The sequence below is a fragment of the Kitasatospora sp. NPDC001175 genome (assembly GCF_053598215.1).
Genome location: NZ_JBSFJU010000064.1, coordinates 19942 through 45772, shown reverse-complemented (window position 1 = coordinate 45772; position 25831 = coordinate 19942). Strand labels below are relative to the sequence as shown.

At 71.3% G+C, this 25831-nt stretch carries 23 protein-coding genes and 3 pseudogenes; 10 read left to right on the top strand and 16 right to left on the bottom strand.

Annotated features, from left to right (window positions below):
- The first annotated feature begins 733 nt into the window (after positions 1–733).
- Positions 734–1273 carry an LppU/SCO3897 family protein gene (locus ACWDAK_RS32365; RefSeq protein ID WP_344638891.1) on the top strand — a complete coding sequence of 180 codons (540 nt, stop codon included), beginning with the start codon at positions 734–736 and terminating at the stop codon, positions 1271–1273.
- Between the two features lie 39 nt (positions 1274–1312).
- Here ACWDAK_RS32365 and ACWDAK_RS32360 read toward each other — a convergent pair whose 3' ends face one another.
- The 5 genes from ACWDAK_RS32360 to ACWDAK_RS32340 all read right to left on the bottom strand — a co-directional run bounded on the left by ACWDAK_RS32360 (position 1313) and on the right by ACWDAK_RS32340 (position 4811).
- On the bottom strand, positions 1313–1441 hold the full coding sequence (locus tag ACWDAK_RS32360; RefSeq protein WP_344638890.1) for a hypothetical protein: 129 nt from the start codon (positions 1439–1441) through the stop codon (positions 1313–1315).
- 221 nt (positions 1442–1662) lie between these two features.
- Positions 1663–2337 carry a class I SAM-dependent methyltransferase gene (locus ACWDAK_RS32355; protein ID WP_427395488.1) on the bottom strand — a complete coding sequence of 225 codons (675 nt, stop codon included), beginning with the start codon at positions 2335–2337 and terminating at the stop codon, positions 1663–1665.
- Positions 2338–2453: 116 nt separating this feature from the next.
- Positions 2454–2933 carry a hypothetical protein gene (locus ACWDAK_RS32350; protein ID WP_344638888.1) on the bottom strand — a complete coding sequence of 160 codons (480 nt, stop codon included), beginning with the start codon at positions 2931–2933 and terminating at the stop codon, positions 2454–2456.
- Positions 2934–3024: 91 nt separating this feature from the next.
- The gene (locus ACWDAK_RS32345) at positions 3025–3927 is read right to left on the bottom strand and encodes a serine hydrolase (protein ID WP_427395489.1); all 903 of its coding nucleotides are present in this window, start codon (positions 3925–3927) and stop codon (positions 3025–3027) included.
- Positions 3924–4811 (bottom strand): LysR family transcriptional regulator, encoded by an 888-nt coding sequence (locus tag ACWDAK_RS32340; RefSeq protein WP_427395490.1) that lies wholly within the window; start codon positions 4809–4811, stop codon positions 3924–3926. The genes ACWDAK_RS32345 and ACWDAK_RS32340 overlap by 4 nt, the downstream gene beginning before the upstream one ends.
- Positions 4812–4894: 83 nt before the next feature.
- On the opposite strand from ACWDAK_RS32340, the gene bla reads away from it, so the two are divergent.
- On the top strand, positions 4895–5800 hold the full coding sequence (bla, locus tag ACWDAK_RS32335) for a class A beta-lactamase (protein WP_344638885.1): 906 nt from the start codon (positions 4895–4897) through the stop codon (positions 5798–5800).
- Between the two features lie 141 nt (positions 5801–5941).
- On the top strand, positions 5942–7276 hold the full coding sequence (locus tag ACWDAK_RS32330; protein WP_344638884.1) for a hypothetical protein: 1335 nt from the start codon (positions 5942–5944) through the stop codon (positions 7274–7276).
- Here the strand turns inward: ACWDAK_RS32330 and ACWDAK_RS32325 are convergent.
- Positions 7237–8856 carry an AMP-binding protein gene (locus ACWDAK_RS32325; RefSeq protein ID WP_427395491.1) on the bottom strand — a complete coding sequence of 540 codons (1620 nt, stop codon included), beginning with the start codon at positions 8854–8856 and terminating at the stop codon, positions 7237–7239. The two genes, ACWDAK_RS32330 and ACWDAK_RS32325, sit on opposite strands and share 40 nt — an antisense overlap.
- 345 nt (positions 8857–9201) lie before the next feature.
- Between ACWDAK_RS32325 and ACWDAK_RS32320 the strand changes: the two genes are divergently transcribed.
- A complete protein-coding gene (locus ACWDAK_RS32320) occupies positions 9202–11856 on the top strand; it encodes an amino acid permease (RefSeq protein ID WP_344638882.1) in 2655 nt (884 codons plus the stop codon).
- Between the two features lie 113 nt (positions 11857–11969).
- Positions 11970–14153: a SpoIIE family protein phosphatase gene (locus ACWDAK_RS32315; RefSeq protein ID WP_344638881.1), complete on the top strand. Its 2184-nt coding sequence runs from the start codon at positions 11970–11972 to the stop codon at positions 14151–14153.
- A 122-nt stretch (positions 14154–14275) separates the two neighbouring features.
- Here the strand turns inward: ACWDAK_RS32315 and ACWDAK_RS32310 are convergent, their stop codons facing one another.
- Entirely contained in the window at positions 14276–14500 is a 225-nt protein-coding gene (locus ACWDAK_RS32310) for a hypothetical protein (RefSeq protein ID WP_344638880.1), read from the bottom strand.
- Positions 14501–14865: 365 nt separating this feature from the next.
- Between ACWDAK_RS32310 and ACWDAK_RS32305 the strand changes: the two genes are divergently transcribed.
- Positions 14866–15402 carry an HIT family protein gene (locus ACWDAK_RS32305; protein ID WP_344638879.1) on the top strand — a complete coding sequence of 179 codons (537 nt, stop codon included), beginning with the start codon at positions 14866–14868 and terminating at the stop codon, positions 15400–15402.
- 116 nt (positions 15403–15518) lie between these two features.
- On the opposite strand, the gene ACWDAK_RS32300 is transcribed toward ACWDAK_RS32305, so the two are convergent.
- Entirely contained in the window at positions 15519–16271 is a 753-nt protein-coding gene (locus ACWDAK_RS32300) for an SOS response-associated peptidase (RefSeq protein ID WP_344638878.1), read from the bottom strand.
- Positions 16272–16572: 301 nt separating this feature from the next.
- Here ACWDAK_RS32300 and ACWDAK_RS32295 point away from each other — a divergent pair, with 301 nt between their 5' ends.
- Positions 16573–17151, top strand: a complete 579-nt coding sequence (locus ACWDAK_RS32295; RefSeq protein ID WP_344638877.1) for a maltokinase N-terminal cap-like domain-containing protein — start codon at positions 16573–16575, stop codon at positions 17149–17151.
- A gap of 216 nt (positions 17152–17367) precedes the next feature.
- On the opposite strand, the gene ACWDAK_RS32290 is transcribed toward ACWDAK_RS32295, so the two are convergent.
- The 5 genes and pseudogenes from ACWDAK_RS32290 to ACWDAK_RS32270 all read right to left on the bottom strand — a co-directional run.
- Positions 17368–18318: an NAD-dependent epimerase/dehydratase family protein gene (locus ACWDAK_RS32290; RefSeq protein ID WP_427395492.1), complete on the bottom strand. Its 951-nt coding sequence runs from the start codon at positions 18316–18318 to the stop codon at positions 17368–17370.
- 288 nt (positions 18319–18606) lie between these two features.
- Positions 18607–19362: a dienelactone hydrolase family protein gene (locus ACWDAK_RS32285; protein ID WP_344638875.1), complete on the bottom strand. Its 756-nt coding sequence runs from the start codon at positions 19360–19362 to the stop codon at positions 18607–18609.
- 276 nt (positions 19363–19638) lie between these two features.
- Positions 19639–19935, bottom strand: a complete 297-nt coding sequence (locus tag ACWDAK_RS32280) for a hypothetical protein (protein WP_344638874.1) — start codon at positions 19933–19935, stop codon at positions 19639–19641.
- A 236-nt stretch (positions 19936–20171) separates the two neighbouring features.
- Positions 20172–21053, bottom strand: coding sequence for an NAD-dependent protein deacetylase (locus ACWDAK_RS32275; protein WP_427395493.1), 882 nt, complete (start codon positions 21051–21053; stop codon positions 20172–20174).
- Between the two features lie 112 nt (positions 21054–21165).
- A pseudogene (locus ACWDAK_RS32270) lies at positions 21166–21483 on the bottom strand (FtsX-like permease family protein); the annotation flags it as partial.
- 131 nt (positions 21484–21614) lie between these two features.
- Here ACWDAK_RS32270 and ACWDAK_RS32265 point away from each other — a divergent pair.
- The 3 genes and pseudogenes from ACWDAK_RS32265 to ACWDAK_RS32255 all read left to right on the top strand — a co-directional run.
- Positions 21615–21677 (top strand): annotated as a pseudogene (locus tag ACWDAK_RS32265) (hypothetical protein); the annotation flags it as partial.
- A 162-nt stretch (positions 21678–21839) separates the two neighbouring features.
- A pseudogene (locus ACWDAK_RS32260) lies at positions 21840–21974 on the top strand (LuxR C-terminal-related transcriptional regulator); the annotation flags it as partial.
- 234 nt (positions 21975–22208) lie between these two features.
- Positions 22209–23309 (top strand): M20 family metallopeptidase, encoded by a 1101-nt coding sequence (locus ACWDAK_RS32255; RefSeq protein ID WP_344638872.1) that lies wholly within the window; start codon positions 22209–22211, stop codon positions 23307–23309.
- 537 nt (positions 23310–23846) lie between these two features.
- Here ACWDAK_RS32255 and ACWDAK_RS32250 read toward each other — a convergent pair.
- The 3 genes from ACWDAK_RS32250 to ACWDAK_RS32240 form a co-directional block, all read right to left on the bottom strand.
- On the bottom strand, positions 23847–24512 hold the full coding sequence (locus ACWDAK_RS32250; RefSeq protein WP_427395494.1) for a PhzF family phenazine biosynthesis protein: 666 nt from the start codon (positions 24510–24512) through the stop codon (positions 23847–23849).
- 114 nt (positions 24513–24626) lie between these two features.
- On the bottom strand, positions 24627–25136 hold the full coding sequence (locus tag ACWDAK_RS32245) for a PQQ-binding-like beta-propeller repeat protein (protein ID WP_427395495.1): 510 nt from the start codon (positions 25134–25136) through the stop codon (positions 24627–24629).
- Positions 25137–25162: 26 nt separating this feature from the next.
- The gene (locus ACWDAK_RS32240) at positions 25163–25723 is read right to left on the bottom strand and encodes a histidine phosphatase family protein (protein WP_344638869.1); all 561 of its coding nucleotides are present in this window, start codon (positions 25721–25723) and stop codon (positions 25163–25165) included.
- Positions 25724–25831 lie beyond the last annotated feature (108 nt).

The window sequence follows — 25831 nt, the reverse complement described above, 5'->3', positions numbered from 1 at the left end:
AGCGGCGCCAGGCGCTCCCACTGGGCATCCGTCAGATCACTCCTACACCCCATAGTCGTATCAACGACTCAACTGATCGCCAGGACACTGCCTAGTCGGCGCGGGCGGGCTGACTTGTCGAACTGAGACCGGGCTCGGCCGGGGCGCTGCTTGCCGGAGGGCGCCGTGACCAACGGCCGACCGCCGATGTCGAAGCCGAACTGGAGGCCGCGTTCAGTCCGCTGGATCCGGCCGGGCTGCTGCTGTCGATCAGCGGGCTCGCCTCTCTTGCCTACGGGCTGATCCACGCGGGGGAGGTGGCTTCCTGGCGCCCCGCGGAAGTCTGGCTACCGACCACCGCGGGACTGATATGAGCCGGTGCCGGAGTAGGTCTGACAGCCCGGTCTCGACGGTAGGTGAAAACCGACTCATCCATCGTCGAGACCAACGAGATGAACTGCCACTCCTGGCCCGACCACGTCCGGCGCACCACCGGCGCCAGCAGCTGACCACATCCCAACCGTGCCGCTGAGAAGCGTGCGCACGACCGGCCGCGGTTCGAGGGCGTGTCTGGCAGTTCAGGACGGGCGGCAATCCGGTGCATGTGCCGGTAAAGGCCAGCCAAAGTGCAGGAATTGTAGGGGGATGGACCGCAGTGTGGTCTCTGGACCGGCGAAGGGTCGCCGGGTTGGCTAATCTTCGGATGATCAACATCTGTTGATCACGCAATCCGTCAGTCATGGGGGTCACAGTCATGTCCGCGCCACCACCCTACCCGCAGCAGCCGTACCCGCAGAATCCCTACCCGCAGCAGCCATATCCGCACCAGCCGTATCCGCAACAGCCGTACGGACACGCGCCGTCGCCGCAGCCGCCGTACAACGGTCAGCAGGCGCCAGGCGGGCCGCAGGGCCCGCAGCGGAAGAGCCCGCTGCACGTAATGCTCTCCATCGGCATCGTCCTGGCGGTCTTCGGCGGCGGCGCCTGGTACGTGTGGAAATACAACACTGATCCCAACGGCGGCAAGGCCAAGGCGGAGGCTTCCCGCTCCGCGCAGGCGGAGGAGGCCAGGACGCACGACCCGAGCATCGGAGACTGCGTCAAGATCCAGGATCCGGACGGCAAGCCGCTGCCGACCGTCGTCGACTGCAACGCCGCCGACGCCGAGTACAAGATGGCCCGCAAGCTGTACGGCCCGGACAAGCACTGCGGGAACGATTTCGACTACGGCATCCAGGTCACGTACAACCGGGGCACCGACTACACGATGTGCTTCACCAAGGTCCGCCGTTAGGCGTAGCCTCGGCCGACCGCCCGCAGAAGCGGCGGTGGCTCAGACGGCGCCGGGCCCGGCCACCGAGGAGACCGGCAGTCCTGCCGGCGGCTGCTCCCCTGCCTGGTGGTGGTCCGTGGTCGGCGAGAGGCCGGTGTCCGCTGCGATCGAGGTGGCGGGCGCCGGCACCTGTTCCGGAACCTGTCGGGTCGCTCAGGTTGATGGCCCATCCGTAGCGGGCCCGTCACCTGTGGTGAGTGCCTGAGCGTCTTGCCGGCTGTTGCCCAGGTCCGGCCGGTGTCGCCAGCGGCGTGTGGTCGGTATCAATCGGTTCCGGGCTGTAGCGTGCCCCACCACCTGCCGCAAGGCCGGACGCCGCCCGCCGCGTCCATCAGCTCCCACGGGACCGCTCATCGACTCTCAGGCTCGGGGGACTCCGGTTTGTGCGCCAAGAAGCTGGCTATCGTCCGCTTCATCCCCTCGCCGGGCTCCTGCACCAGTCGCGCAGTGACGACGAGCCCGGCGTGGCCCAGCAGTTCGGCGATCCGGTCTGCCGGCAGCAGGTACGACTCGAAGGACACGGGGTGGTTGCCGTAGGCCTGCGTCAGCCGCAGATGCTCACCGCTTCCCACATAGCCGACGAGCAGAAGATGTCCGCCGGGTGCCAGGGTGCGGTGGAACTCGGCGAACACGACCGGCAGCAACTCCGGCGGCGTGTGGTGGGTGGAGTAGTAGGCCAGGACGCCACCGAGCTCTTCGGTGCCGATCTCCAGCGCGGTCATCGATCCCACAGTGAACCGCAGGGCCGGGTAGGCCGCTTGGGCCAGTTCGATCATTTTCGGTGAGACGTCGATACCGAACGCCGGCACCCCCAGTCCAGCCAGGTGGGCCGTCACCTTGCCGGGACCGCAGCCCAAGTCCGCGACTGGCCCTCGGTCGGCGGCCTGTACGAGTTCCGCGAACGCGGCCAGCATCGCGCGCGACAGCGGATCCAGCTCGGCGGGGGACTTGACGCGTGCGACGTAGTCGGCGGCGACGGTGTCGTACGACTCCCGGATCGCGGCGAGGTAGGAGAGCTCTGTCACGCGGCCAATGTAGACGGGAGCACCGACAGGACCCCGGTGAGAGCCGGCTCCCAGGTGCGGTGCGCCCGGAGGCCCGGAACGAGGCCGCTGTCCGGCGGCGAATCAGCCCTTCGAGGTCACACCCTGGCCGGCGCCTTCCGTCTGGAGCGGTACTCCGCTGCGAAGGCGGTGAGGATGGGGAGGGCGACCGCCGTAAGCCCCAGCCCGAGCACTGCCGGGGCGACGTAACCGGGAGCGCTGTCGGCGGTGAAGCTGCCGCCGCCCTTGTCGAGGTGGCAGACGAGGCGGATGGGCAGGTACTCGATGCGATATCCGTCGACATGGGCCGCCTGGTCGACCCCTCCGGCTCTGACGCATGCCGGAGCCGGGCTGGAGTCCGCGCCGCCGCCCTCGGCCTCCATGAGCGGACCGACGACGTGGAGAGCGCCCCACACGTACACGGCGGCAGCGGCCGCTCCCGCGAGGGTGGCCAGGCCGTGAGAGGTTCTGCCCACGCTGGAGTGCCCGGTACGTCGTCGGGTCAGGGTGGCGCAGCCGAGGCAGATGAGCCCGACGGCGACGATCCCGCCGGCCAAGATGATCAGTAAAAGGATCATCACTTCAATGTAGTTGAACTCCGATGCAGTTGAACGCCATACCGAGCTGACGGAGCTGCCGGCAGCTTGGACGCCGGCGCGTCCCCCTCGCTCACCACGCCCGCAGCTGATCGTGGAGGGACCGGGCCACATGCGCCATCACGGCTTCCGCCGTCGGCTGCGCGGCCGCGGGCACGGTGGACTCCGTCAGGGCCGCGACGGCGTAGCGCGAGCCGTCCTCGTGCTCGACCACCCCGATCTCGTGGCGCAGATTGAGCAGCGTGCCGGTCTTGGACGACCAGCGTGAGGCGTCCGAGCGGAAGTCGGGCGCGAGCCGGTGCCGGATGATGTTCTCGCTCATCAGTGAACGTACGTGCGTGGCGACGGCGGCAGGGATCCGGGTGGGAACCCACAGGGCCTGGAGGAGGTCGACGCAGGCTCGGGCGGTCCCGGAGTTCGCGCGGCTGACGTCCAGTTGGGAGACCGGGTGCCCGCGCCGCGCGGTGCGGGAGCCGATGGCCAAGGACTGGGCGAACTGCACCTCGCGCGCCTCGAACCGTTCCGCCGGGGTCCGGGTGAGTTCGCGCATCAGGTGGCGGACGGTGATCCCGGTGATACCGGCGTTCGCCAGGGCGTGGTTGACCTCAGCGGGTGGCACGAGGCCGAACAGGACGTCCGCCGCGGTGTTGTCGCTGAGCGCGGTGCTGAGATAGAGCAGGTCCTCGACGGCGATCCGGGCGGGGTGGCGGAACCTGCTGAGTCCCACCGGACCTGCCGAGGTGATGCGCCCCGGCGGCACGTCGATCACGGCGGCCCCGTCGATCCGCCCGTCCTGGATACGCTCCAGCACGGCTGTTGCGAGCGGCACCTTGACCAGCGACGCGATCGGCAGCTCGACGTCCGGGTCGATGCCGAGCTCGTCACCGGTGGCCAGGTCCCGGACCAGGAACGATCCGGACAGCCCGGCGTCCTCGAGCATGGAGCGCAGCTCCCGGACGGCCCGCTGTGCGTTCATGGATGCTCCCGTCCGTCGACCGGTACCCCGAGGCAGCGCGCGATCGGCTCCCACAGCTCCTTGCTCACACGCCGTACGTCGTCGCCGCTGCCGGCGCGCAGCTCGTAGCCGCGAGCGACCGGCGTACCCGCCAACGCCCGCCAGTACAGCCCCAGTTCGTCCGCCTGAGCGGACGAGCAGAGCAGCAGGGCGCCAGTACGCATGGTCTCCGACACCGCCGCGGTGAGCGAGGCCGCGACCGAGATCTGCGCGGGCAGGAGGGCGGCGCGGTGGCCGAGTTGCTCCAGCCGGTCCCGGACGTGGGGCAGGTCGTCCTCCGGCTGGATCCAGATCCGCTGGAACGGGCGCCGCGGTTGCCGGTGGCGGAGCGTCTCGATGCGCAGCGGCCGCGGATCGGTCCTGACCGCGGTGGCCACCCCGAGTGGTACGGCCCAGGTGGCCTCGTGCGGAGGAACCGCGACCAGCGCCAGACGTACCTCGTGGGCGTTGAGCAGTTCCATCCGCGGGGCAGGGCCGGCGGCACGCAGGCCGAGGACCACGCCCAGTTCGCGGGCGGCCGCGTCCAGCACGGCCAACTGCCGGATCGGACAGGTCTCGGGGACCGCGAAGGCCATCGGTCTGAGTCTGGCCTGCTCGGCGTCGCACTCCAGCGCGTCCGCGAGTTCCACCAGCCGCTTCGCGGACGGCAGCAGGTCCCGCCCGAACGGGGTCAGCACGGCGCGGCGGCCGGAGCGGTCGAACAGGAGGCCACCCAGGTGCCTCTCAAGAGCGGCGATCCGTCGGCTCGCGACCGGCTGCGGCACTCCGGCCGCCTCGGCGCCCAGGGTGAAGCTCCCCCGCTCGCCGACGCGCACGAACACCCGACACGCTCCGACCAAGTCCACCTCGGCATCGTATGCCGAAAACGCATGGAAGGTCACAGATCCGTCTTTGATTGCATGAGACGTGGGGCGGCAGGCTGTCGGCCATGCCTTTCATGAAGACCGGTGGCGCCCGGCTCGCCGTAGCCCTGCTCGCGGCCGCCCTCCTGACCGGATGCGCCCCGAACGACAGCCACACTCCCGCGCCATCCCGCACCGCTGCCACGACCCCGGCGGCCGAATCCTTCAAGCAGCTCGAGCAGCGCTTCGGTGCCCGGCTGGGGGTCTACGTGCTGGACACCGGCTCCGGCCGGGAGGTGACCTATCGCGCGGACGAGCGGTTCGCCTTCGCCTCCACCTCCAAGGCCCTGGCCGTCGGCGCCCTGCTGCGCCACAGCTCCGACGCGGACCTGGACCAGGTGGTGGCCTACCGCTCCGAGGACCTGCAGAAGTGGGCGCCGATCACCTCGAAGCACGTTGACACGGGGATGCGACTGCGCGAACTGGCCGCCGCCTCCCTGCAGTACAGCGACAACACGGCGGCCAACCTGGTCATGGACCGACTCGGCGGCCCCGACGCGCTGCAACAGGAACTGCGCGGCCTCGGCGACACGACCACCGACGTCAACCGCACCGAGCCGACCCTCAACGAGGCAACCCCGGGCGACCCCCGGGACACCAGCACGCCCCGCGTGCTCGCCGCCGACCTGCGCCGCTTCGTCCTCGGCGACATCCTTCCCGACGCCCGGCGGCAGCTGCTCACGGACTGGCTGCTGGGCAACACGACCGGTGCCCCCTACATCCGCGCGGGCGTGCCAGCGGGTTGGAAGGTCGGGGACAAGACCGGGAACGGCGGGTACGGCACCCGCAACGACATCGCGGTCGCCTGGCCGGACGGCGGCGGCAGCCCCGTCGTCATCGCCGTCCTGTCCGACCGCGGCAGGGCCGACGCCACTTCCGACGACGCCCTGATCGCGCGGGCCACGAAGGCAGCCCTGAGCACCCTCCGCTGATCACGGCTGATCGGTCGTCCGCCGTCCGCCACGAGGCCGACCATCTCGCCGACCGCCGGCTCCCGCTGGAACTCCCGGATAGGCTGCGAGGTTCGAACTCGACCATCGAGGGAGATCCGAGCATGGGGGGAGTGGTGGTCGATGGATGACGTGACCGCGCGCTACCTGGAGCTGTGCCGCGAGGGCGGGAGCGGGCTGTGCGACGCGGTGACGGGGGCGGACCTGCCGGTCTCGCTGTGCGACGCGCGGTTGCTGGCCCGGCCGCTGTTCGTGGCGGAGCCGGCCTTGCGGGCGGCGGCGGACGACCTGCTCTCCCTGTTCGGCACCATGGCCTCGCTGCCCGACCGCCTGTTCGACGGTGACCTCGGGCGCTACTGGTCGGCGCTGGGGGGCGACCCCCGTCTTGTTCCCCTACTGCGGCGCTACACGCCGGGCGGGCCGACGGCCCGATTCGGACGGGCCGATCTCTACCGGACCGAGCGGGGATTCGCACTGCTGGAGTTCAACGTCGGCGGGGGCGTGGGAGGCTTCGAGCTGGGCGAACTGCCGCACGCTCTGCGGGCCGTGGATGCCTTCGCCGACTTCGCGGAGCAGTACGGGCTGGGCCATGTGCGCACCGCGGAGCGGGTCGCGGCCACGCTGTGCGCGGTGGCGCCGCGCCCGTCGCCCGTGGTGGCGTTGGTGTTCGCCCCCGGGATGCTGGCCCCCTACCGGCAGCCGCTGGCGCCCACCGTCGCCGTCCTGGAGGGACAGGGCCTGGACGTGGTCCTGGGCGAGCTGGGCGAGGTGAGGGAGAACGGTGGGAGGCTGTTCGTCGGCCGGGCCCGGGTGGACGTGGTGCTGCGGTTCTTCGCGGTCGACGACACCATCGGGTTCGAGGAGCACATCGAAGCCGTCATGCGCGCCCATGAGGCCGGCGGCGCGGTGCTGTGGACGGGGTTGGACAGCACCCTGTTCACCAACAAGGGCGCCCTCGCATTGATCTCGGATCCACGGTGCGACGCCCTGCTGTCCCCGCAGGAGCGCCAGGTGCGCGACCGGATCCTGCCCTGGACCAGGATGCTGACCAGCGAGCTGGTCGACCAGTGCATGGCGGAGCAAGAGGAGCTGATCCTCAAACCCTGCCGGGGCCTTGCGGGCGCGGGGGTCGTCACGGGATGGAACCGTCCCGAACGGGACTGGCGCGCTGCCCTGCGCCGGCATGCCGGTCAGGGGTTCGTGGTCCAGCGCAGGGTCGTACCCCGCCTGGAGGCGGTGGTGGACCCCGTGACCGGTGGAGATCAGGAGTGGATCGCGGTCTGGGGCCTGTTCGTCACGCCGGACGGTTACGGCGGCAACGCGGTGCGCGCCCAACCCGCTGCGGGCGGCGGCGTCATCGGCTACAGCACCAGCACCGCCACCCGCGCGACCGTCGCGTTCAGCCACCCCTGCCCCGGTCAGCCGACGGCGTCCGCCTCGGCGGCCGTGGTGCCGTGAAGGAAGCCGTCCTGCCCGGTCCAGTACGGGGCACGCAGGGCCTTCTTGTCGACCTTGCCGATGGGGGTGAGCGGCAGCGCGTCGACGAACTCGAAGCTGGCCGGCACGTAGACGGGCCGCTCCAGTTCGGCCAGCACGTACTTGCCGAGCTCTTCGGGCTCGACCCGGGCACCGGGGGCGGTGACGACGATGGCGTGCGCGGCCTGCCCGTACAGATGGTGCGGAACGGGGATCACGGCGGCGGCCCGCACCGCGGGGTGGGCGCCCAGAGCGTTCTCCACCAGCGGTGAGTAGATCGTGGAACCGGCCTCCCCGGTGATGATCACGTCGTTGCGGCGGTCGAGGAGGAAGACGTAGCCCTCCTCGTCCTGGTACCCGATGTCGCCGGTGCGCAGCCAGCCGCCGGGGTGGAAGGCCGCCGCGGTGAGTTCCGGCTGATTGACGTAGCCCGCCATGATCCGGGGGCCGCGCGCGCAGATCTCGCCGGACTCTCCCGGCGTCACTGACAGGCCCTGCTCGTCGCGGACGGAGACCTCCGTGTCGGGGAACGGCTTCCCGGCCGCGCGCAGCAGCCTGCCGTCGTCGAGCACATGGTCCGGTGAGGTGAGTGCGGCGATGCCGAACGCCTCGGTCTGGGCGTAGAGCTGCCACAGCACCGGCCCGAACCGCTCGACGGCCTGCTGGGCCCGGTCGGCGGTGATCGGGCTGGCACCGTACATGATCCGGCGCAGCTTCGAGCAGTCGACGCCGGCCAGGTCCGGGTGGTCGAGCAGCCGGTACAGCATCGGCGGCATCGTCATCATCGCGGTGATCCCGCCGCCGGCCAGCGCTTCGATGACGGCCTCGGGGGTGAAGCGGTCCAGGAGGGTGATCGTGCTGCCCTGGGCCAGGCTGGTCAGCGCGTACAGGCCGCCGACGTGGCAGATCTGGCTGGTCACCAGCAGGTTCACCGGCTCGGGCAGGAACGGATGGGCAAGGATCGTCTCGTACATCCGGTGCCGGTGCAGCACGCACTTCGTAAGCCCGGTCGTTCCGCCCGAGCACAGCACCGTCTCCACCTGCTCGGCGCCCGCCCAGCCCTCACGGTCGTCCGGATCCGCCTGTCGGGCCGCGGTCATCGCGTCGAACCCCGGCCCGCCCGGCCCCAGCGACCCCACGCGAGCACCGGCGAAGGCCGCCGTCACCGCCTCGGCGCACGGCTGCGAGATCCGGTCGTCCAGGAACAGAACGTCGGCCGGCACGTTCGCCGCGATGCTGGCGTACTCTGCCGGCCCCCGGTCCGCCGGCATCGACAGGAACCGTGCCCCCACCAGATGCGCCGCGAACGGCACGCACACCGCCTCCGCCCGGTTCCCGCTGGCCAACGCCACCGTCGTCCCCGCCCCCAGACCCAGCGACCGGAACACCGCCGCCAGGCGCCGGATCGTCCCGGCCAACTCGGCGTAGGACAGCCGCACATCCCGGCACACCACAGCCTGCCGCTCCCCGAAACCCGGGAAGACCTCCTCCACGAGCCATGCGGCATAGCTGCGCTCCGGAACTTCGCCTGTCCTGCCCGTGAGCGCTGAACGGTTGACCATCGGGGCTCCTTGATCTGTCGAGCCGCCGGCCGCAGTAGGGTCGGCGCCCTTGCGAGATGCGGACCGTGCGCGACCGGAAGGTCACACACAGTCCTACTATTCATCCCACAGGTGATCTTCCGTGGCGATGTTCACCTCCGGCGGAAGGACTCCGGCCGGCCAGCCCCTCGTCGGCCGACGCCGGGGAGGAGCGTGAGGCTCCGCAGGCCGACTTCGGCGAAACTCCGCCGCTCCCGGCGAGAGTCGGCTGCTGTGGCGGGCCTGATCGGCCCCGGGGACAATAAGGATCATGAGCTCTCTCGGTCGCGCGAGCTCTCCCGGCGAGATGCGGAGTTGGATTCGGATGTGAAGCTCTTCGGTGGTCCGGTCGAGTCCGCCGCGTCGCTCGCGCCCGGCCCCCGCGCGGGTGAGAAGGGGCTCAAGACCGGCGCGCTGGGACTGTTCTCCTCGGTCGCCATGGGTTTGGCCTCCACCGCTCCGGCGTACAGTCTGGCGGCAACGCTCGGCCTGATCGTGGCAGGGGTCGGTCTCCAGGCCCCGATCATCACGATGCTCGCTTTCGTCCCGATGCTGCTGATCGCGTACGCCTACCGGGAACTCAACGCGAGCGACGCCGACTGCGGGACCACCTTCACCTGGGCCTCCCGCGCCTTCGGCCCGCGCATCGGCTGGATGGGCGGCTGGGGCATCATCGTCGCCGACGTCATCGTCATGGCGAACCTCTCGAAGATCGCCGGCATCTACGGCTTCCGGCTGCTGGGGTTCGCCTCGCTCGCCGAGAGCCGGCTGTGGACCACTGTCGCGGGGGTCGTCTGGATCGCCGTGATGACCGCGGTCTGCTACGCCGGCATCGAGGTGTCCGCGGCCCTCCAGCGCTGGATGGTGTGCGTCGAGATGGCGGTGCTGATCCTGTTCGCGGTCACCGCCCTGGTCAGGGTCTACGCCGACGGCCCGCCAACGGCGATCCACGTCTCCGCCTCCTGGTTCAACCCGCTGCACGTGTCGTCGGTCAAGGCGCTGACCACGGGCATCCTCGCTGCCGTCTTCGTCTACTGGGGCTGGGACACCGCCGTCGCGGTCAACGAGGAGACCTCCGACAGCAGGCACACCCCCGGACGGGCGGCCGTCGTCTCCACCGTGCTGCTGCTGGGCATCTACGCCCTGGTGGCCACCTCGGCCCAGGCGTTCGCCGGAATCGGCACCGAGGGCGCCGGCCTGGGCAACAAGGCCAACTCCGGGGACGTGCTCTCCGGCCTGGGCGGCGCCGTCTTCGGCACCCGGGGCCCCGGCTGGTTCTTCACCGAGCTGCTCATCTTCATGGTGCTGACCTCTGCGGTCGCCTCCACCCAGACCACGATCCTGCCGCTGGCCCGGACCGTCTTCTCGATGGCCGCCCACAAGGCCGTCCCCTCGGGCTTCGCCCGGGTGCACCGCAGGTTCCTCACCCCGACCTGGTCGACCGTCGGCATGGGCCTGGTCTCCGTCGCCTTCCTGGTCATGCTGACCGTGATCAGCCGGGACGTGCTGGCCGACTCCATCGACTCGGTCGGCCTCGCGATCGCCTTCTACTACGGCCTCACCGGATTCGCCTGCGTCTGGTACTACCGCAGGCTGCTCACCCGCAGCCCCCGTGACCTGCTGTTCAAGGGCCTGCTCCCGGGGCTGGGCGGGCTCATGATGTTCAGCCTGTTCTGCTACGCAGCCTTCGACGTCTACGCCGACCCGAACTACGGCGCGACCTCCTTCGACCTTCCGTTCATCGGACGGATCGGCGGAGTGACCGTCGTGGGCCTCGGCGCCCTGGTGGTCGGTGTCGTCCTGATGCTGGTCATCACGCGGGAGCACACCGCCGCCCTCAGGCTGCAACGCGGCCTGCTGCCCCACCGCCTGCCGCCGCTGACCGGGGTCGAGACGGCCAGCCGCTACGTGCCCGCCGACAGCCGCGCCGGGGTGGGCGGCGACTGGTTCGACGTCATCCCGCTGTCGAGCACCCGGGTCGGCCTGGTGGTCGGGGACGTGCTCGGCCACGGCCTGCGCGCCGCCGCCACCATGGGCCGCCTGCGCACGAGCGTGCACGTCCTGGCCCGGCTCGACCTCGCCCCGGACGAACTGCTCGCTCACCTGGACGACGTGGTCGGGCAGACCGCCGAGGAGCAGAGCGCCGAGGAGCGGGCGCATGGCCACGGCGGGGGCAGACCGGGGACCGGCGGCGACGAGGCTCTCGGGGTCACCTGCCTGTACGCGGTGTACGACCCGGTGTCCGGGTGGTGCAGCATGGCGCGCGCGGGCCACTCGCCGCCCGCCGTCGTCGACCCGGCCAGCGGCGACGTCAGCTATCCGGGCCTTCCGGCGGGGCCGGCCCTGGGCCTGGGCGGGGCGCCCTTCCAGAGCGCGGAGTTCCAACTGCCAGCCGGGAGCCTGCTCGCCCTGTTCACCGACGGTCTCGTCCAGGCCCGGGACCACGACACCGACACGGGGCTCCGCCTGCTCGCCGGAGTCCTCACCCGGTACCGGCGCCCCCTGGAGGAGCTCTGCGACCGTACCGTGGCGGCACTGCTGCCCGGGCCGGTGGACGACGACGCGGCCCTGCTCCTGGTCCGTACCCGGATGCTCGGCCGGCACCAGGTGGCGGTGTGGGAGCTGGACTCCGACCCCGCCACGGTGGCGACTGCCCGGGCCGCCGCGAGCGGGCAGCTGTACGAGTGGGGGCTCGAGGAACTGTCGTTCACAACCGAGTTGATCGTCAGCGAGCTGGTCACCAACGCCATCCGCTACGCCTCCGCCGGGCCGATCCACGTTCGGCTGATCCGTGACCGCAGCCTCGTCTGCGAGGTCTCCGACACCGGCCACACCTCGCCCCACCTGCGCAACGCCGCCACGGACGACGAGGGCGGCCGGGGCCTGTTCATCATCGCCCAGCTCACCCGGCGCTGGGGCACCCGCTACACCGCCACCGGCAAGACCATCTGGGCCGACCAGCCCCTGCCGAGCATGGAGTGAGGCCGGCCCGGGCGAGCCGGGCCCACTGCTGCCCGGCACCGCCGGGCGGCGGTGTGACAAAGTGGGGTAAAGCGCACCGGCGCAGGTGGGGGAAGCAGGGAGGTGGCCCTGTCATGTCAATACAGTCTGATCGTCTCGGTCCGACCACCACACACCCCGCACTCCTGCACTCGCACAGCGAGGTGTACACGGACCTGTTCGGACAGGCTCCGGTGATCTTCGCCGCGCTGAGCGGCCCGAGGCATGTGCTGCAGGCGGCGAACCCGGCTTTCTTCGACGCCTTCACGGGGGGCCGGCCGGCCATCGGCCGGCCGGTCGGGGAGTTGGTTCCGGAACTGGCCCAGCAGGGCTTCCTCGAGCGGCTCGACGAGGTGTACCGCACCGGCACCGCGTACCGGAACCGGGGCGGGCGACTCGTGCTCGGCGGACCGGTGGCCAGCCGGGAGGAGTTCTTCGACGTCACCTGTGAGCCCCGCCGGGATGCGGTCGGCCGGGTCGACGGGCTGGTGGTGATCGCGGTGGAGACCACCGCGCACCACCACGCGCAGCTGCTGGCTGCCGAGCAGCGCGTCCTGCTGGAGCAGATAGCCCGTGACGCCCCGTTGGGCGAGATCCTGGGCGGCATGGCGCGGGCGATCGAGGAGCTGTCCCCGGACATGATCGTCTCGGTGCTGCTCGTCGATTCCGACGGCCGTCACCTGCGTCACGGTGCCGCCCCGCGCCTGCCCGACTTCTACAACGAAGCGGTCGACGGGATCGCCATCCGTGACGGCACGGGCTCCTGCGGTACGGCCGCCTACCTGCAGGTACCCGTGATCGCCAGCGACATCGCCACCGATCCCCGTTGGGAGGGTTACCAGGATCTGGCGGAGCGAGCCGGGGTCGCAGCGTGCTGGTCGACGCCGATCCACGGCCTGGACGGACGGCTGCTGGGCACCTTCGCGATCTACCACCGCACCCCAAGGACGCCCGAGGACAAGGATCTGGCGCTCAGCGCGGCCTTCGCGCGCATCGCCGCCCTGGCGATCGAGCGCCATCACGCGGTGGAGACGAGCCGTGCCGCCCAGGCGCGGGAGAAGGCGGCCCGTGAGGATCTGGCCTTCGTCCTGGAGGCCAGTACCGCGATCGCGTGCGAGCCGCACTACTCCGACTGCCTGGAGCGACTGTCCCGGTTGACCGTGCCGGCCTTGGCACCGCTGTGCGCCGTTCACGTGGTCGAGCACGGCCAGATCCGGCGGATCGCCGTCGCCGCCGCCAGCCGAGCCGAGGAGGACCTGCTCGACCGCCCCGAACTGCGGGTCGAGATCGACGACGCGGTCTCCCGCGTGCTGGCCCGTGGCGCCACCGAGACCGGCCGGGCCGGCTCCCGTCCGGGCGGCCTGCCTGCGCGGCTCGGCATCACCGGCTACGTGTGCGTGCCGCTGGCCACCCACGGCCGCATCTTCGGTGCACTGACCCTCGTGGCCACCGAGCAGCCGCTGGACGACCACACCGTCGCCCTGGCGGAGGAGCTCGCCCGCCGGGCCGCTTCCAGCGCCGACAACGCCCGCCAGTTCACCGACCGCGTCCGACTCGCCCGCGACCTGCAGGCCGGCCTGCTGCCTCCCGAACTGCCCGAGATCCCCGGCGCCGTGCTCGCGGCCTCCTACCACCCCGCCGGCGAAGGACTCGACGTCGGCGGCGACTTCTACGACGTCTTCCCGCTTCCCGACGACCGCTGGGCGCTCATGATCGGCGACGTGTGCGGACGCGGCGCCCTGGCCGCCACCACCACCGGCATGGTCCGTCACAGCGCACGCACCGCCGCCCGCCTCCTCAACGACCCGGCGGCGGTGGTCGCCGCCATCAACGACGCTCTGACGGATCACGCGGTCGGCGACGACTGCTTCGTCTCACTCGTCTACGGCGAACTGCGACACACCTCGTCCCACCTGGCGCTGGACCTGATCCGGGCCGGCCACGTGCCCCCACTCGTGCGCCGAGCCGACGGTACGGTCGAGGAACTCACCCAGCCGGGCCTGCTCCTGGGCGTGGGCCCCGACTGCGACCCGTCTTCCTGCAGCGTCGAGCTGTACTCGGGTGACAGCCTGATCCTGGTCACCGACGGCATCACCGAGGCCCGTTCCCGCAGCGGCGAGCTCTTCGGGGAGGAACGCCTGGCCGATGCCCTCGGCGGACTCAGGACCTCGTCCCCCACCGCCGGGAGGCTCCTCGAGTCGGTCTCGGCCGCGGTCGCCGCTTTCGCCGGTGACGCCACGCACGACGACCAGGCCGTGCTGGTCCTCACCGCCTGCTGACCGTGGAACCGCTTGCGGGGCGGGAGCGTTCGCGAAAGGACGGGCTGCCGGGAGAGTGCCGATGGGTGCCCCGGCGGATGCCGGGGCACCCATCGCGCTCCACGGCCCGGGCGCCCCGGATGTCAGCCGTGCCACAACTCGGCCACCGAGGCGGCCAGCGCGGTGGCCTGGGCGTGGCCCGCGCGGGCGGCGGCCGGGCGGCGTGTGTCGTCGGCCGGGTTGCGGCCCATCGCGCGACGAGCGGCACGGTCCGGGGAGAGCAGGATGACCTGCGCCCCGTCGCCGGACAGTTCCGCGGCCTGCTGCTGCGCGCTCGGATGCGGGCCGACCGCGTGGGGGATCGGCACGACCGCCAGCACCCGGCGGTACCCGCGAATCGTGGAACGGTCCCCGGTTGTTTGCCCGACGATGGCACCCGTACCGGGGAGTGTTCCCCGTTAACGGTGTCGAGGCGACCAAGGGGCCGTGCTGGGCGGGGCGCCGACGGTGCGGTGCAGCGATGCGCTGTGCAAGCGGCAGGTGTCGGTGAGAGGACGGCCAGCGAGGTCTTCGCCGGACACGGGCTGGACGCCCGCTTGAAACACCCGATGCGGTTTGCCGCGGCCGGCGGAAGGCCGAGCACATGCATGAGAACCGCACCGAAGACCGCACCGTGCTCCCCGCTCCGGCCGGGTTCCGCCGTCGTGTGAGTCCGCGTTGTACAGTCCGATCCATGACTGGCGACTGGCAAGCAGACAGGATCGGCAGCGCGCTACGAGGGGAGAACCCCACCGTGCTCCGGCGCCTCGACGCCGGGTTCGCCGTGATCGGAGACGTTCAGTTCCTGCCCGGTTACTCGGTCCTGCTGACCGACACGCCCGGTGCGCAGCGGCTGTCAGACCTGCCCCGGCCGAAGCGGATGGCGTTCCTGGGCGACATGGAACGGCTCGGCGAAGCCGTCGAACGCGCCTGCACACGGCTGGATCCGGCATTCCGCCGGGTGAACCTGGAGATCCTCGGCAACACCGACCCCTTCCTCCACGCCCACGTGTGGCCGCGGTACGAGTGGGAGCCTTCGGACGTTGTGGGTAGGCCGGTATGGCTGTACCCGCGGCAGAACTGGCACGGTGAGGAGTTCACGCTCGGCCGGCAGCACGATGGGCTACGGGAGGCGATCGGAGCCGAGCTGGATCTTCTGACCCAGGTGGCGCGGGCTGAGCCGATGCCAGGGCAGACACCGAGACCGCCGCGAGACTACCGATCTTGGTGACAGCCATGTAGCAGCCAAGCTCCGGCTGCGGGCCTTCCATGAGACGGACGGCCCAGGTGGGAATTCCGGTCGCACTGCATCGGCGGGTCTTTCGACCGCGGGCGGTCGCCGCTCCATCAGTCCTCCACGCCCTCAGGGGGAGGAACCTCCTCCAGCAGCTGCGGCCCGTTGTTCCGCACGCTGTTGACGGCGGTCGAAACCGGCCGGGCGATGAGATTGCCGCCGGCAGGCTGGGCGAGCAGGTCCCGCAGAAGGTCGGTGTCCTGGTGCTCGGGGTTCAGCCAGTCGTCGGTGGCGTCCGGTGCGACGGCGAGCGGCATGCGGGGGTGGATCCGGCCGGCGGCGTCGGTGGCCTCGGTCGTGATGATCGTGGTCGTGGCGAGCCAGGCCTCGGGGTGGTCCTCGGGTAGGTCACGGTTGCGCCAGAACTCGAACAGCCCCGCCATCGGCATGAGAGAACCGTCCTCCGGCGCAATGAAGTACGGCTGCTTGCGGGGCCGCCCGCCGGCCGGAGCGGCAATGGTCTCCCACTCGTAGAAGCCGTCCGCGGGAAGCAGGCACCGTCGGGCGGCGAACGCCTTGCGGAAGGACGGCTTCTCGTGGACCGTTTCCACCCTGGCGTTGATCAACTTGCTGCCGGTCGACGGATCCTTCGCCCACGACGGCACCAGCCCCCACCGCAGCGCACGCAGTTGCCGAACCGGCTCCGGCCCCTCGTCGCGAACCGGCCGCTCCAGCACCGCCCACACGCGGTCAGTCGGCGCCACGTTCCAGCTGGGCGCCAGCGTCTCCACCGGCGTCCACCGCGTCACACCGAACAGCTCGACGAGGTCCTGAGGAGTGGAAGTGGACACGAATCGACCGCACATGACTTCACCGTGCCACACGATCAGCCCGCCACGGAGCGGCGACGCGCTTGTCGGCTCTCCGCTGCCGCCGGTGATGTCACCGGCGAGGACCGGCATCGGCAGGTGTTCGGGGGCGATGATGCTGATGTGACAGCGAGAAGGCGGGCACCGGTCGATGAGGGGTCGCGGCGGCCCTCGGAGAGAAGGGGGCAAGCGGGATGACTACGAAGTCACTGGCGGACGTCCGGACGTGCAACTGCTTCCGATAGATTGATCACAGTCCGTCAGAAGACAGCGAACAACGACGTGTGAGGGAGTTCGCATGGCCGTCATCCATCGCACCACCATGACGCCCACCAAGCTGGAGCTGCTCGTCGAGTGGCTGCCGAAGCAGAGCTGGTACGTGGGTGACGGGGGAAGGCCGGAGCTGGTCAAGGCCGGTGGGTTCCGGTTGGACGATCCGGATGGTGCGGTCGGGATCGAGTTCATGGTCGTCGTGGACGCTTCTGCGCAGGAGCCGGTGGCGTACCTGGTGCCGATGGGCTATCGCGGTGGGGCGCTGGAGAACGTCCCCGGCGAGGCGCTGATCGGTACCTCTGAGCATGGGGTGCTCGGGACCCGGTGGATCTACGACGGCGTCAACGATCCGGTGGTGATGGCGCAGTTGCGAGCGCTGCTGAGTGGCGAGGCGATGACGCAGCACCAGGACGAGAGCGACACCCTGGACCCGACCGTCACCGTGTACGGAGCCGGCCCTGACGGTCAGTTCGATGTGCAGGTCAACCGCGTCCTGCAGCCGGCGGAGGCAGCGGAGGGGGCGGCCGGACGCGTGGTCGCCGGGTGGACCTGGCCGGACGGGACGGCTGTGCGGGGCGTGTTCGCGACCGTCGCCCGGCGGTGAGCTCCGCGGCTCACCGCCGGCGGGGCACCAACTCGGTGACGTCACGCACCTGGACCCTGGGACTCGCCGGCACACGGGGTGTCGTCCCGGCCGGCCGCTGACGGCTCTCGGCCGTCAGCCGGGCCACCGGCCAGGTCGTTCAGGCCGTCGTGAATTGGCGCCGTGCACAAGGTGGCGAGCAGGCTCATGCACCCGTCACCGGGGTGGCGAGCAGGATCACGCACCCGTCGCCGGGGCGGCGAGCCGCTCGAGCCACCACTCCACGGTGGCCTTGAGCTGCTCCTCGACCGGGGTGGCGCACACGGTGAACGCGGACTCGTAAGCGGACGAATCCAGCACGAACGGCCGGTCGAACTGATAACGGACTTCTCGCAGTTCGCGGATCAGCGGTGAGAAGAGCGACGCCAGGCCCAGTACCGCCGGCGACAGCCGCCGCACCGCTACCGGGCCCGTCTTCGCATCGGCGGCAACCCGGTTGACCATCTCCCGGATCGACGCGGCGGGGGCCGTGGGCACGTGCCAGGCCCGTCCCCAGGCCCGTTCCTCGCCCGCGACCTCGACCAACGCCCTTGCCACATCGGGGAGATACGACCAGCTGTGCGGCGCGTCCGGGTCGCCGAGCACCGTGACGGGCTTGCCGTTCAGCAGACGCGGCATGACGCGTGCGGCCAGGTGGCCTCCGTCGGTCACGCCGGGGCCGAAGAAGTCCGACGCACGTACCTCGACCGCCCTGATACGGCCCGCCTCGTGCAAGGTCCGCGCCTGCTCCCAGAGCGCCGCCCGTACCCGTTCCTTCGGGCCGGTCGCCGCGAGGGGCAGGTCCTCGGTGATGGGACGGTCCACCGGGCCGTAGCCGTAGAGGTTCCCGAGCATGACCAGGACGGCCCCGGTCGCCTCGGCCGCCGCACAGATCGACGAGGCCAGCGGCGGCCACTCGGTCGCCCAGCGGTGGAGGGGCGGCGCACCGCAGCTGTGGATCGCGGTAGCGCCGCGCGCGACCTCGGTCAGCCGCTCGGAGGCCGTCGCGTCCAGCGCCACGTGCTCGATGCCGGGCTCCGGGGGGCGGCCCGACCTGGTGACCACGCGTACCGAATGCCCCAGTTCGGCCAGCAGCCGAGCGGTGGCCGCCCCAGCGGGCCCGTATCCGACAACCACATGAAAGCTCACCCCCACAGAGTAGCCGGGCCGTTGAAGCTGGTAACACGGGCATGATGAGCGGTGGTTGAGTCGACGCGGCAGATCAAAGACGGAACCGGCGGGACGGAAGCCGCGGCGTCCGGCCGGTTGGGGTGAGCCGATGAGCGGCCCGGAACCTCCTTACCGACCCCGGTTGAGAGTCTGCCGATCCGAATCGGTCCGCTGCACGCCACCGTGACCCGGCCGGGCGGGCCCTGTTGGCCGCCCGGCCGCGGTCGGTCAGCTCTCGCCGGGCGCCCTGGGAGAGCTGCGTCCGGTTCAGAGCGTGCGGTCGAACAGGGCGAGCAGCTCGCGCCAGTGGCGCTGCTCCGCGGCGGGGTTGTGCGCGGTGGTGTCCGCCTGGCTGAAGCCGTGGTGAGCGCCCTCGTACACCTCGCTGCGGTAGCGGACACCGGCGGCGTCCAGGGCCTTCTCAAGGCGTGCGATCTGCTCGGGCGGCATGGAGGAGTCCTGGTCGGCGTGCCCGAAGTACAGCTCGGCGGTGATCCGGTCAGCCACCAGGTGCGGGCTGTCCGGGGCTTCGGTGGCCAGGCGGCCGCCGTGGAAGCCGGCCGCGGCCGCGACCCGCTCCGGATGCGCGCCGGCGGTCCGCAACGCCAGCCGGGCGCCCATGCAGTAGCCGGTGATGCCCACCGGCCCCGCCGCGACCAGCGGGGAGGCGGCCAGCCAGTCGAGGTAGGACTCGGCATCGGCCGTCACCAGGTCCGGGGTGAGCGAGTCGATCATCGGGCCGAGGTGTTCGAAGAGGTCGGGCCGCTGGGAGGTGTCGATGAAGTCCGGCAGGTCGACCACCGGCGCGCGTCCGTGCCGGTAGAGCACGTTCGGGACCAGGACGGTGTAGCCGGCGGCGGCGATGCGCTCCGCCATCTGCCTCAGCCAAGGGCGCAGGCCGAAGGCGTCCATGTAGAGCAGGACTCCGGGATGCGGGGCGTTGTCGTCCGGGTGGACCAGGTAGGCGTCGGCCAGGCCGTCCTTGGTCGGCACGTCCAGGGAAGTCGTGCGTACTGGCGTCATGAGTGGGAGTTGCTCCTCTGTCTTCCGGTCCTGCTCGATCCCGGAGGCAGGACCTTCGTGTGCTGAGCGATCCGGATCAGCATGTCATCTTTCTGACGTTCCGCCATATGGATTAAGACCGATCGGCACTGGGGAGCGTGGGAGAAGGAACGGGCCCTATTGCCGATCGGTTTATAAGTGGATGCCGTCTCGTGGTGAGGATCGACGGGACGTTCCGGGCGGCTGAAAGCCGGTCGTCCGGCCGACGCGGGGGAGTGAGGGCCGGGCGGTGAGGGGTCAGTCGGAGGGTGTGGTCGTGGCGGCGGCGAGTGTCGCGCGGAGCTGTCGGCGGAGGAGTTCGTCGGAGCGGATGATCTCGCTCTCGCTGCCTTCGCTGACGATCCGCCGGTCCCGTTCGGCGAGGGCGGTGAGCCGGCGGTGCTGGCTGCCGGTCAGGGCTGCCGTGTCCAGGGCCTGCAGGGCTTCGCAGGCGCCCTGCACATCGGCCTCCGTCTCGGCGGAGCGCAGGGCGGCTTCGGCGAGTGCCGAGTGGTCGAGGGTGGCGGGGTCGGCGACGGCGAGGAGGGCGAGCACCGCGGCGGGGGCCTGCTTCGGTTCGCCGAGTTGCCCGGGTGAGCCGGGGAGTCAGGGCCCGTCCGGCCGTCCGTCCCGCAGTGCGGCATCGATCAGGGCACAGGCCACGGCCCGGCCGGCCGCCGTGCCCCGCAGCAGCAACGCCTCGGCGATCGCATACAGCGGGGACGCTCGCCTGACGGGCTTTCCGCGGCGGCTCGGCCCGTCCGCGCCCCCGGCGGCGTGACCCCGGCTCGTCAGGGCTCGGGCGACTCGTCCGCGTCCGCGATCCGCCGGGCCACCTCCGTCAGTGCAGGCCCCAGGGGCAGGCAGAGCTTGGCGGCGGCCAGGTCGTCCCCGCGGGTGGCGCCCTGGTTCACGATCGCCACCGGCATGCCCGCGCGAGCGGCGTGGCGGACGAAACGCAGGCCCGACATGACCGTCAGGGACGAGCCGAGGACCACCAGCGCCCGCCCGGCGTCGACCAGCGTGTAGCAGCGCTGGACCCGGTCCCCGGGCACACTCTCGCCGAAGAACACCACGTCGGGCTTGAGGACGCCGCCGCACTCCCGGCACGGCGCGACCCGGAAGGAGTCCACCAGCTCCTGCGGCAGCTCCGCGTCCCCGTCCGGGCACAGGGCGGCCTCCGCGTCCCGGAAGTCGCCGTTCAACTCATCGAGGCGCCGGTCGAGTGCCTCGCGCGCACTGGTGCGCCGGCAGCCGAGGCAGACCACCCGGTCGAGCCCGCCGTGCAGTTCCACGGCCTCGCGCGTGCCGGCCGCGCGGTGCAGGCCGTCCACGTTCTGGGTGATCACCGCCGCTATGTGGCCCGAGTGGCGAAGCCGCTCGACCGCGCGGTGCCCGGCGTTGGGCTCGGCCCGGGCGATCGTGCGCCAGCCGGCGTGGCTGCGCGCCCAGTACCGGCGCCGGGCCGCCTCGCTTCCCGTGAACTCCTGGTACGTCATCGGCGGGCGGCGGCGCCGGCTGCCGGTGGCACCCCGGTAGTCGGGAATGCCCGACTCCGTGGACAGCCCCGCGCCGCTCAGCACCACCACACCCCGCCCGGCCACCAGCCGTACGAGCGTCTCCAGGCCGGCCGCGTCGGTTGCCGGGCCGTCGAGCGTTGCAGGCGCACCCATGCCTGCCAGCGTAGACCGATCCGCCCCGACCGGAGGTGCCGGACCACAGGTCTGCCGTCCGGCCCGGCCTTCGCTCGGTGTGCAGCGCCGTGACGGTCCGAGTGCGAGCCGCCCAGGCCGCCGGCGCGAGGCAGCCGAGGACGGCGATGACCAGACCGCCGAGGCCCAGCAGGACGAGCTCGGGAGCCGGGTAGACGTCGAGGGCCGCACTCGGGAAGTCGAGGCCGGCGCGGTGGCCCATGGCGGGTCCCGTCACGGCGTGCAGGGCGAGGCCGAGCGGGAGCCCGATGCCGCCGCCGATCAGGCCGACGACCGCGACCGAGGTGAGGACCATGCCGACGGTCTGCCGCGGCGTCATGCCGAGCGCCTTGGCCACACCGATGTCGCGGGCCCGTTCACCTTTGTTCTCCCCGGATGCTCCGGCCTTCAGGTCGGGGAGATGGGGGTCCCCCCCGCCCGGAGGGTGGGGGAGGGTCCTTGGGTCGGAACCGCGAAGCGGCGGAGCGATCTTCGGAGGTTTGGACGTGAGCTGTTGTCAGTGACCTTCGGTAGGTTGACCATGTGCACCTTCGGTACTCCTGCCGTGTCTACCCGACGCTAGGTCAGCGTGCCGCGCTGGCCCGGGCGTTCGGGTGTGCGCGGGTGGTGCACAACGACGCCCTTGCGGCGCGGAGGTCGTCGAGCAGGTGGAAGAACTGGAACACCATGCCGATCCTGGCCCGGGTGAGTCGCGGCGGGCGGGTAGTGCGGCGCGGAGCCGTGCCGCGAGTTCGGCGTTGCTCAGCCCACCTGTCGGAGGCGACGGTCAAGACCCACGTCGCCCGCATCCTCGGCAAGCTCAGGCTGCGCGACCGTGCACAGGCGGTGATCGTCGCCTACGAAACCGGACTGGTCAGCGTCGGCACGGTGCGCCCGGTGTGACCCGGTTGTGCTGCGGGGCTTCAACTCGCCCACTTGTCAGGGGACATCACGCAGGAACACCGAACCGGGCTGCCCGGTCGACCAGTTCGGACCGCCGGGCTACCGGCGAGCCGCTTTTGGTCGACCGGCCCGTTCCGACCGGTGGTGACCTGCAGCGGGACAGGCACCCCGGCGAGTGGTGGGCCGTGCACGATCTCCTCCAACGCGGTCCGGCGCGCCAGCTACCCTCGCAGCATGACGATGCACAGGACCGCCCAAGTGAGTGTCGACGCGATGATCGAGGATCTCAGGACACTCGTCGAAATAGAATCCCCATCGCGCGATCTCGACGCCCTGGCGGCATCGGCCAAGACCGTCGCCGCCGTCATCGAGAGCCGCCTCGGCGGGCAGGCCGTCCTCGTCGAGAGCGAAGCCGGGCCGCACGTCCACTGGTCAGCCGGTGGCGACCCCAAGGTACTGATCCTCGGCCACCATGACACGGTGTTCCCGCTCGGCACCCTCGCACGCCGCCCGTTCACGGTCGAGGACGGGCACGCGACCGGCCCCGGGGTCTTCGACATGCTCGGCGGTCTGGTACAGGCCGTTCACGGCCTGGCGACGCTCGATGACCGGTCAGGCGTGGAGATCCTGGTGACCGCCGACGAAGAGGTCGGCTCCCGCTCCTCGCTGGCTCTCATCGAAGAACGAGCCCTTGCCTGCGGTGCGGTACTCGTGCTCGAGGGTGCCGCCGACGGCGGAGCCCTGAAGACCGGCCGCAAGGGCACCGGCACCTTCCAGGTCTCCATCGCGGGCCGGGCGTCGCACGCCGGCCTCGAGCCCGCGGCCGGGGTCAACGCCCTGATCGAGGCGGCCCACCAGGTACTGGACATCGCCGCGCTCGGCCGACCCGAGATCGGCACGACGGTCACCCCGACCGTCGCGTCCGCAGGAACCCTGGACAACGTCGTTCCCGCAGAGGCGACCGTCATCGTCGACGTCCGGGTCGAGTCGGCCGACGAGAAGGCACGGATCGAAGCGGCGTTCGCGGCACTGGCTCCCCATCTCGACGAGGCGCGGATCACGGTTCAGGGATCCGTCAGCCGGCCCCCGATGCCCGGGTCGGCGTCGGCCGGACTCTTCGCGGTGGCACGGCAGTTGCTTCCCGGCCTCGAAGGCAGGTCGGTCGGCGGTGGCAGCGACGGCAACTTCACGGCCGCACTGGGCGTGCCGACCCTCGACGGCCTCGGAGCGGTCGGGGGAGGGGCCCACGCCGACCACGAGTACCTGGTGGTCGAAACCATGGCCGAGCGGGCGAACCTCGTCGCCGGACTGGTGAACGCGATTCAGAACGCATAGGACAACGAGGACGCGAAGAGCCTGCGTACCGCAGACCGGCGAGCACCGGCCGCGGTTGTCGACCGGCAGGACTTCGGTCGTGCCACCGCTATCGTTCGTCGTCGTGGACGCTGCTGATCTCGACCGCCGGGCCCGCACCTACGACGGGTGGATCGCGCCATGGGCGGTCTCGATGCTGGTCGAGCACGGCCACCTCGACGAGGTCCGGCTACGGGCGCACAACGGGGACTGGTACTGCGCCAAAGCATGGTCGCAGGCTCTGCTCGAACAGGACCGGTGCGATGCCGCGCTCGACGTGCTCACCCCGTTCGCCGAGGCCGGCTGGCGGGTCGCGGCCGGCACGGTCGCCGGCCTCCTCGACGACGGGGAGGCACGGACGAGGCGACCGCCCTGGTCCGCCCGTACGCGGAGTCCGGTGAGCGGCTCCACAGCGGTGCGTCGCCCGGCGGACGCGCTGGCAATGCATGGGTGCCTCGGACCGGTTCAGCCGTACGCCACGTGGTGCGGCTCGTCGGCGGGGAACTCGCGGTCCACGGCTCACCGCTCGGACGGCGCCTCCATGCGGACCCGCCCGCCGATCTCGATCACCCCGTCGGCACCCGGCCTCGTCAGGATCTGCGATCCCCTGCCCTGGGTGATCTCCAAGGCCCGGCCGAGCCGGTGGGTGAGCAGCAGCGCGGCCGCTCCGGTCGCTTCGTCCTCGTCGATGCCGTCCCCGCGCCCGGGGAAGGCCCGGGCCCGGATCCGGCCTGCGGCCTCGTCCTGCCAGGCCCAGGCGTAGATCCATTCCCCTGGCTCGGGGACCGTCAGGGCGTCGATCTCGTCGGGGGAGGAGTACTGGCGCAGTGTGCGGGGCGGGGCCCATTCCGGCCGCGCGGTGATCCAGGTGAACTCGGGCTCGTGGCGGGCGGTGACGCTGCCGACGGGGAGGTCGAAGGCTTCCAGACCGAGCAGCCAGGCCGTGCCGACCAGGGGGTGGCCGGCGAAGGGGAGCCGTGCTCCGGGGGTGTAGATGTCGACCCTCCCGTGCTCCGGGTCGTCGACGAACACGGTCTCGCTGAAGCCGAGTTGCCTGGCGACCGCCTGCCTGGACGCCTGGTCGGGGACCGAGTGGCCGTCGCGGAGCACCCCCAGGGGGTTGCCGTACCGACCGTCGGGGCCGGTGAAGACGCGGAGTACGAGTACGTCAATGTCAGCGTTCACCTGGGCATTCAAGCACGTGGCGGAGCGGCCTCGTCCGGGTGATCGCCCGGCAGCAGGTGCACAGGGGAGGGGCTTCCTGCACAGCTCGGTGATGTCGGGTCAACCGAGCGTCAGTCAGGATTCGACGAAGGCCGTCACCCCGTTCAGCGTGCCGAGCAGGATGCGCGGCCCGGAGAGCGTCGGCGCGGCGAAGTCCGGCACGGATCCGACGGTGAGCTGTCGGCGGACCTGGCCGCTCGCCGGGTCGAGCGCATTCAGCAGCCCGTGCCCGTGGTCGACGGCCCAGACCGCGCCGCCGCCGACCACCGGCGAACCGGCCCCGTGCAGTGGCACCCGCCAGCCGGCCTTGATCGAGCCGTCGGCCGCCACCGAGAACCGGGCCAGGGCATCCGCGCACGGCAGGTAGACGGTGTCGCCGTCGACCGCCGCCGCGCCGAAGCCCCGGCAGGCCTGCGCTTGCGCCACCTGGCCGCCGACCCCGCCCAGGCGGTCCGCGACCAGGGTGTAGGCGATGCCGCTCTTGCCGGCGATGAAGACATGCCGTCCGACCAGCGCCGGGGCGAGCGAGCCGAGATCGAGGTCCTGCGCGTTGTCCTGCGCCCAGTCGGCCGGGGCGAAGAACAACGTTCCTCCGCTGTGACCGACGGCGTTCACCGGGGTGGGGCGGGCCAGTCGGCCGGAAGCGTGTAGTGCCAGCCCGGGCGCCAGGCCGGTGGTGCTGCTACCAGGGTTTCCAGTGATGCGCCGGTGAGCAGGCAGTCCAGGGCCCATCGGTTGGCCGAGTGGGCGATCACCAGGATACGGCGGCCATCCCAGCAGGAGGCCAGGTCGTGGAGGAACGCGTCGGTAGCCGCGAGGACCTGGCGGTAGCTCTGGCCACCGGGGAAGGGAACGTCGATCCGTCGAGCCCGTTGGGCAGCGATGAGCGAGATCGATGTCCCGTTGAGGTCGCCGTAGTCGCACTCGCGCAGTCGAATGTCCTGGTGGATCTCGGGCCCGCCCTCGGGGAACGCGATCCGGGCTGTCTCGACGGCGCGGTGAAGGTCGGAGGTGAACACGGCCGCCAGTCCATCGGCGCGGCGGCGCTCGCCGAGCTCACCGGCCTGGCGACGGCCCAGTTCCGAGAGCCGGCCCGGGAGCCAGCCAGTGCCGATGCCCGCCTCGTTGTCGGTGGTCGTGGCGTGTGTCTCGTAGATGATCTCCACTGCCATCAAGGCTCCAGATGTCTCGGTAGGTCAGGCCGCTTCGGTGAGCGGGCGGCCTCCCCGACGGATGCGCCTTCGAGGCGTATACGGGTCGCGTCTTGCGCCGGCCTGCGT

What these genes read in the sequence shown, in the direction of transcription:
- ACWDAK_RS32365 (WP_344638891.1), top strand. Translation starts at nt 734, where the DNA reads ATGTCCGCGCCACCACCCTACCCGCAGCAGCCGTACCCGCAGAATCCC.
- ACWDAK_RS32350 (WP_344638888.1), bottom strand. Translation starts at nt 2,933, where the DNA reads ATGATCCTTTTACTGATCATCTTGGCCGGCGGGATCGTCGCCGTCGGG.
- ACWDAK_RS32345 (WP_427395489.1), bottom strand. Translation starts at nt 3,927, where the DNA reads ATGAACGCACAGCGGGCCGTCCGGGAGCTGCGCTCCATGCTCGAGGAC.
- bla (WP_344638885.1), top strand. Translation starts at nt 4,895, where the DNA reads ATGCCTTTCATGAAGACCGGTGGCGCCCGGCTCGCCGTAGCCCTGCTC.
- ACWDAK_RS32330 (WP_344638884.1), top strand. Translation starts at nt 5,942, where the DNA reads ATGGATGACGTGACCGCGCGCTACCTGGAGCTGTGCCGCGAGGGCGGG.
- ACWDAK_RS32325 (WP_427395491.1), bottom strand. Translation starts at nt 8,856, where the DNA reads ATGGTCAACCGTTCAGCGCTCACGGGCAGGACAGGCGAAGTTCCGGAG.
- ACWDAK_RS32315 (WP_344638881.1), top strand. Translation starts at nt 11,970, where the DNA reads ATGTCAATACAGTCTGATCGTCTCGGTCCGACCACCACACACCCCGCA.
- ACWDAK_RS32305 (WP_344638879.1), top strand. Translation starts at nt 14,866, where the DNA reads ATGACTGGCGACTGGCAAGCAGACAGGATCGGCAGCGCGCTACGAGGG.
- ACWDAK_RS32300 (WP_344638878.1), bottom strand. Translation starts at nt 16,271, where the DNA reads ATGTGCGGTCGATTCGTGTCCACTTCCACTCCTCAGGACCTCGTCGAG.
- ACWDAK_RS32295 (WP_344638877.1), top strand. Translation starts at nt 16,573, where the DNA reads ATGGCCGTCATCCATCGCACCACCATGACGCCCACCAAGCTGGAGCTG.
- ACWDAK_RS32285 (WP_344638875.1), bottom strand. Translation starts at nt 19,362, where the DNA reads ATGACGCCAGTACGCACGACTTCCCTGGACGTGCCGACCAAGGACGGC.
- ACWDAK_RS32275 (WP_427395493.1), bottom strand. Translation starts at nt 21,053, where the DNA reads ATGGGTGCGCCTGCAACGCTCGACGGCCCGGCAACCGACGCGGCCGGC.
- ACWDAK_RS32255 (WP_344638872.1), top strand. Translation starts at nt 22,209, where the DNA reads ATGACGATGCACAGGACCGCCCAAGTGAGTGTCGACGCGATGATCGAG.
- ACWDAK_RS32240 (WP_344638869.1), bottom strand. Translation starts at nt 25,723, where the DNA reads ATGGCAGTGGAGATCATCTACGAGACACACGCCACGACCACCGACAAC.